Annotated in this window: 2 protein-coding genes and 1 pseudogene; 2 read left to right on the top strand and 1 reads right to left on the bottom strand. The window is 64.8% G+C overall.

Annotated elements, in window-relative coordinates; translation table 11 throughout:
- The first annotated feature begins 265 nt into the window (after positions 1–265).
- Positions 266–1,252 (top strand): HNH endonuclease family protein, encoded by a 987-nt coding sequence (locus D1832_RS07330; RefSeq protein ID WP_182434705.1) that lies wholly within the window; start codon positions 266–268, stop codon positions 1,250–1,252.
- Positions 1,253–1,388: 136 nt separating this feature from the next.
- On the opposite strand, the gene D1832_RS07325 is transcribed toward D1832_RS07330, so the two are convergent.
- Positions 1,389–4,472, bottom strand: a complete 3,084-nt coding sequence (locus D1832_RS07325; protein WP_118913266.1) for a DUF3427 domain-containing protein — start codon at positions 4,470–4,472, stop codon at positions 1,389–1,391.
- A 367-nt stretch (positions 4,473–4,839) separates the two neighbouring features.
- On the opposite strand from D1832_RS07325, the pseudogene D1832_RS07320 reads away from it, so the two are divergent.
- Positions 4,840–6,083 (top strand): annotated as a pseudogene (locus D1832_RS07320) (saccharopine dehydrogenase family protein).
- Position 6,084: the final 1 nt, after the last annotated feature.

Below are 6,084 nucleotides of genomic sequence, written 5' to 3'. Positions count from 1 at the left end.
GCTACCGCACGCCGGTCGAGGTCGAAGCGTCCTACGATCAATCCCAGACGAGAACCCTCGTCACCACATAAGCGCGGAACGAAACCCAGGGCGCTTCACGCCCGAAGGGTCGTTTTATCGACGAGTGATTGAGCGTCTCGAGCTGTCAGTCACCACTCCCATATTCCTATGGCTAATTTCCGAAACCACCAAAGTTCCAGCAGATCAACGTTCGATGGGTCTTGCAGCCCTCGAGAGCTGGTCAGTCCGTCGCATGTTAATGCGGATGACGACGAAGGACGTAAACAAGTTTGCCGTAGTCCTTTTGAGGGCCCTTGCCAAAGCTCCTGTAAATCAGGCTGGAAGCGTGCTCCGTAGGGTCTTGTCTGAACAAACGGCCGTCTCTCGCGTTTGGCCGACGGATGCTGAGCTCCAGGATGATCTGAGCGATGCAAAGGTCTACGGCAACATTCGCCAAGATCGCCTACGCCTCGTGCTCGGAACGGTAGAGCAGTCGCTGCGCGACGAAAGCGCCATGCACGAATCGATCACCTTGCCCGAAAGGTTGCAGATTGAGCATGTAATGCCGCAGGGGTGGCGAGCATATTGGGATGAAGGACTTGACCCAGAGGCTGCAGTCAAGCGCGATCGGAGAGTTCACAGCATCGGTAACTTGACCTTGGTCACTCAAGCCCTTAATGGTTCGCTGTCTAACCGGCCGTGGAGTGACGCAATGGCACAGGGCCTGGACAAGGGTGGCCATCCGGGCGAAGGAAAACGAACACTGCTGAATCAATTCAGTCTTCTCGTGCTCAATAAGGAGCTCCTAGATGGCCATCCAGATCGATGGACCGAGGATGATATTCGTGTTCGCTCCCTTGCGATGGCGAAGCGTATTTGTTCGATCTGGCCTGGTCCGGATCTCGAGGCGCGCCCCTCGATAACACCGGCCCTCTCCGGTCGAGAAGGGCGTGGGCGTGACGACTTGTGGGATGCGTCATCTGTGCAGGCGCTGGCAGACGACTGCTCCGGGGCTATTGGGGCGGTGCTAGATCAGCTAGCGGCCATTGCACCTGAAGGCTGGAGCACGGTTGAATTTCAATCGGTCGGCATTGCGTCTCCGCATTCGGCCCTTGGCGGTTTGAGCGCCAAGCTCGCCGCAAAGTTCCCAGGGCTTCCCAACGTGGTGGCATTTGAGGAGCGGTCGGGGCAGTGGTTCTGGTCCGTTTCCACGGATTTCGCGAAGCGTTGGGCTGCTGCTCGTTCGCGGTAATGCTGATTAATCGGGACCGCTCCCCTTGCCGTGGCTCGCGGCAGGGCACTGCGAGGGGAGCGGTCCTGCGTGAGGAAAAGCCCAGGCCGGTTTGAGATGGAGGGGATGGTCGCTCGGCTCGGGGCAACCATCGTTCTCACACCACCGAAGCCCACTGGAACACCTGCTCCGGCATGGGGTGCGTCAGCTTCCACGTGATCGCCATCGGACGCTCGCCTACGTGCCTGACGTAGCTCGCGTCGCCGAGGTAGACGTAGGGCGCGCCGCCGCCGAAGACGTCAACCTTGTATTCGCGCATGAACAGCGCGATTGAAGAGCCCCGCTGTGCGTGGTGGATGTAGCGCTGGCCCGTCGCCGAGTCCTCGCGCGTCACGCCCTGCGACTCCCAGTGGAACAGGTCGCGACTGATCGCGTAGTCGCGGTACATCGTCGTCGGAGAGAAGCCCGAGCCCACCTTGTTCGTCGTCACAAGGAAGGCGTCCAGCGCCTGCTCCGGCCGGTAGTACACACCGGCCACCGCCGCACTCGGGAAGCGCTTCTCGTCGTACGACGCATACCCGATCGCCGTCAGCAACTCCTCGCGGGTATAGCGCGCATGCAACGCCAACGGCAGAGTGCCCAGCCGACCGTCTATCGGCCGCGTGGGGTACGTCGCGTTGTCCAGGGCTATCTCGAGCACTGTCGTCAGTTCGCGGCGGAACTCCACTTCCGGATCCAGGGCAGCCACGGCGTCGCGGGCTGACGCATACCCGCCCCGGGGGAACAACGCCATCGTCAGCACGGGCGCGTACCGGCGTGCCGCGTTCGACGCCTCCTCCCACGTGAATCCGTCTCTCAGCACCTCTCGGTACGCCCGCGAGCGCTCCACATCGTCCACGTGCATGAACGCCCGCACCCGCTTCAGAAGATCGCGCTCCAATGCCGACCCTTCTCGCGGCAGGAGGCCGGCTTCTCGACGCAGAAGAGTCCAGCTCTTGTTGTTCGTGTAGAGGTCGGCCAGCTCCAGGCCGCTGTCGTCGAGGAAGGCTCGCAGCGAGTCGGGCCGTGTCTCGCGGGCCTCACGCACCAGCGACTGCCAACCGCCCGAAACCCCCGACTTGATGTTCTTCACCACGATGTCGCGCGCCACTCGATCGAACACGATCTGCGAGCCCGCCGGCAGCGGAATGCCGGCCCCGTCGATCGCCGTCGTCAACTCCGTCCGCTTGATCGTCTTCGCCACCGCACGCAGCTTGCGATCCCAGCGATACTCCTTGCGCTGATGCCCGACGAAGTCCAACGCCGTCAGCACCGGCTTGTCGTTCGCCAAGCGCAAACCGCGCCCCAACTGCTGAACGAAGACCGTCGGGCTCTCCGTCGGGCGCAGGAACAACACCGTGTTGACGGCCGGAATGTCGACACCCTCGTTGAACATGTCCACCGTGAAGATCGCCTTGATCTCACCGTCACGCAGGCGACGCTGCGCCTCACCCCGATCCGCGCTGTCGGCCGCCGACGTCACGTGCATCGACGGCACTCCCGACGCCGTGAAGAACTGCGCCATGAACCGCGCGTGCTCCAACGACACACAGAACCCGAGCGCTTTCATTGCGTCCAGGTCGCCCACCTTGGCCTCCACCGAACGCAGCACGTGCGCCGCTCGCTCGGCATTCGTCGCCAGCAACTCACTGAGCTCCGCGCGGTCGTAGGTGCCCCGCGAACCGAGCCACTTCACCGACGTCAGATCCACCGTGTCGCCCACGACGAAGTAGTGGAACGGCGTGAGGAGATCCTCCTCGAGCGCATCCCACAACCGCAGTTCCGTCGCCGCGTGCCCATCGAAGAACACCTCGCGCACGTCCTGCCCGTCGGCTCGCTCTGGCGTCGCGGTGAGTCCGAGCAATTCTCGCGGCTCGAAGTGGTCGAGGATGCGTCGGTACGTCGGCGCCGACGCGTGGTGGAACTCGTCGATGACGATGACGTCGTAGGCCGTCGGGTCGACGGCCGTCAGATCTGTCCTGGCGAGCGACTGCACACTCGCGAACACGTGCGTGTTGTTCACGGGACGATGCCCGTCGACGAGCAGCTCGCCGAAGTTCGGGTCACGCAGCACCTCCGCGTACGTGCGCCGCGCCTGCTCGAGGATCTCGCGGCGATGCGCGACGAACAGCAGCCTCGGGCGGTTCGAGCCGGAACACATTCGCTTGTAGTCAAGCGCCGCCACCACCGTCTTGCCGGTACCCGTCGCCGCGATGACGAGGTTGCGGTGGCGGCCGTGAATCGTGCGGTGTGCCTCGAGCTCCTCCAGCATGCGTGCCTGGTGTGGGCGCGCCGTCACCTCGAGACCCGAGAGGCTGATGTCCTCGCTCTTCTGCCGGCCGGACGCGGTGAGCAAGGCGCTATCGAGCCGCTCGTGATCGCGGCTCGGCTCATACGTCTCGAACGCCGGGTTTGCCCAATAGCTGTCGAACGTCGCCTCGAACTTGCGCATGAGCGTCGGCGTCGCGATGTCGCTGATGCGCACGTTCCACTCGACGCCGTCGAGCAGCGCCGACGACGACAGGTTCGACGAGCCCACGAACCCCGTGCCGTACCCGCTGTCGCGGTGAAAGATCCAGGCCTTCGCGTGCAGGCGCGTACGGCTCGTCTCGTAGTGCACCTTCACCTCGGCGCCGTACTCCGTGACCAACCGATCGAGCGCCCCTCGATCCGTGCACCCCGTGTACGTGCTCGTGATGACGCGGATCGGCACCCCGTGGTCCTTCAACCCCCGCAACTGATCTTCGATGACGCGGATGCCCGGCCACATGACGAAGGCACACAGCAGGTCGACGCGATCGGCCGTTGCGAGCTCGTTGCGCAGCTCGCCGCCGATACTCGGCTCGCCCTGTGCGTTCGTCAGCAGCGCCGCCTCCGACAGGCGGGTACTCGGGCGACGCGTGTACTGACGCCCGGCGCCGAGTCCTGCGGTGGGGGAGAGCGCGAGGAGTTCGGCGAGTTCGTCCTCGGGAAGCAGCTCGTCGTCCTCGTCCTCGAGTGCTCGCAGGATCTCGTTGACGCGGCTCGGGCCTTCGTCGCTGGCGAGATGGCGGACGAGTGACTTCGCCAGGTGGCGAGCGAGAACCTCCGGCGCGATGGCCTCGTCGACGACGCCCTTCGTCACCGTGAAGCGGTCCCGCAGTTCTTCCAACTCGGCCGCGAGGCGAGCAGTAATGAGCTTTTCGTAAAGGCCGGGCCGCATGGGCTCAGGGTACGGCTCGGCCCTCGTCTTCTCTGCGAAGTTTGGTGACGGTTGGGGTACCTGGTGACGGTCAGACGTCACCAGGTACCCCAACCGTCACCTTGTGGGGAGCCTCTCCCGCCTGCTCGCTATCCACGGGCTGACGCATCGCTAGTGGTTGTCAGAGGCGAGGCCTATGCTCGCGCTCATAGTGATCTGCGTCTCACGAGCACGTCTGGTGGAGGCGCGGGCAAAGCGGCGATGCCCGCGGATCCGTAGGGGTGATCCGGGCACACGCACGAGTCGACGGCCCGGTGCGGCTGACCTGAGATCACACCGCAGTCAGCACGTCCCGAACCGCCCGACCTTCTGAACGGACCACACGACCATGCGCATCCTGCTCATCGGCGCCGGCGGCGTCGGCTCGCCCCCGCGAAACTCCTCGTCGAGCGCGACTTCTTCGACGCACTCGTCGTCGCCGACTACTCGGCCGAGCGCGCCGAGGCGAGCGCCCGCGCTGCGTCCGAGCGTCGTGACGGCGAAACCCGAGTCGCCTCCGCTCAGATCGACGCGTCGAGCGCCGAGGGCGTCGAGGCGCTCTGCCGCGAGCACGTGATCACGCACGTGTTCAACGCCGTCGACCCCGTCTTCGTCATGCCCATTTTCGACGGAGCCTTCGCCGCGGGCGCCGACTACCTCGACATGGCGATGTCTCTCTCGAGACCCCACGAGAGCGAGCCGTACGCGAACGTCGGCGTCAAGCTCGGCGACGAGCAGTTCGCCAAGGCCGACGCGTGGGACAAGGCCGGACGCCTCGCGCTCGTCGGCATCGGAGTCGAGCCCGGCCTCTCGGACGTGTTCGCCCGTTACGCCGCCGACCACCTCTTCTCCGAGATCGACGAACTCGGCACCCGCGATGGCGCCAACCTCGTCGTCACCGACGACGGCAACGAGATCTTCGCGCCGTCCTTCTCCATGTGGACGACGATCGAGGAATGCCTCAACCCGTCCGTCGTCTGGGACAAGGACCGCGGCTGGTTCACCACGCCGCCGTTCAGTGAGCCCGAAACCTTCGACTTCCCCGAGGGCATCGGCGAGGTGGAGTGCGTCAACATCGAACACGAGGAAGTGCTCCTCATGCCGCGCTGGGTCGACGCCAAGCGCGTCACCTTCAAGTACGGCCTCGGCAAGGAGTTCATCGGCATCCTCAAGGTGCTCCACACCCTCGGCCTCGACTCAACGGAACTCATCACCGTCAAGGGCCAGCAGATCTCGCCGCGCGACGTCGTCGCAGCAGCTCTGCCCGACCCCACCACCATCGGGCCGCGCATGAAGGGCAAGACCTGCGCCGGCCTGTGGGTCACCGGCACCGGAACGGACGGCGAGCCGTGCTCGACGTACCTCTACCACGTCGTCGACAACGAGCAGACGATGAAGGACTACGACTCCCAGTGCGTCGTCTGGCAGACGGCGATCAACCCCGTCGTCGCTCTCGAACTCCTTGCCATCGGTGCGTGGTCCGGCGCCGGCGTCCTCGGCCCCGAGGCGTTCGATGCCGTGCCGTTCCTCGACCTGCTCAAGGCGCCGAAGCCCGAGGGTTTTGGTTCCCCCTGGGGCATGCGGGAGCAGTGAG

The sequence above is a fragment of the Dermacoccus abyssi genome (assembly GCF_003515945.1).
In the GTDB taxonomy this organism is placed as follows: Bacteria; Actinomycetota; Actinomycetes; order Actinomycetales; family Dermatophilaceae; genus Dermacoccus; species Dermacoccus abyssi.
Note: the sequence above shows the minus strand (reverse complement) of the source record. Positions and strands in the feature narration are given on the sequence as shown.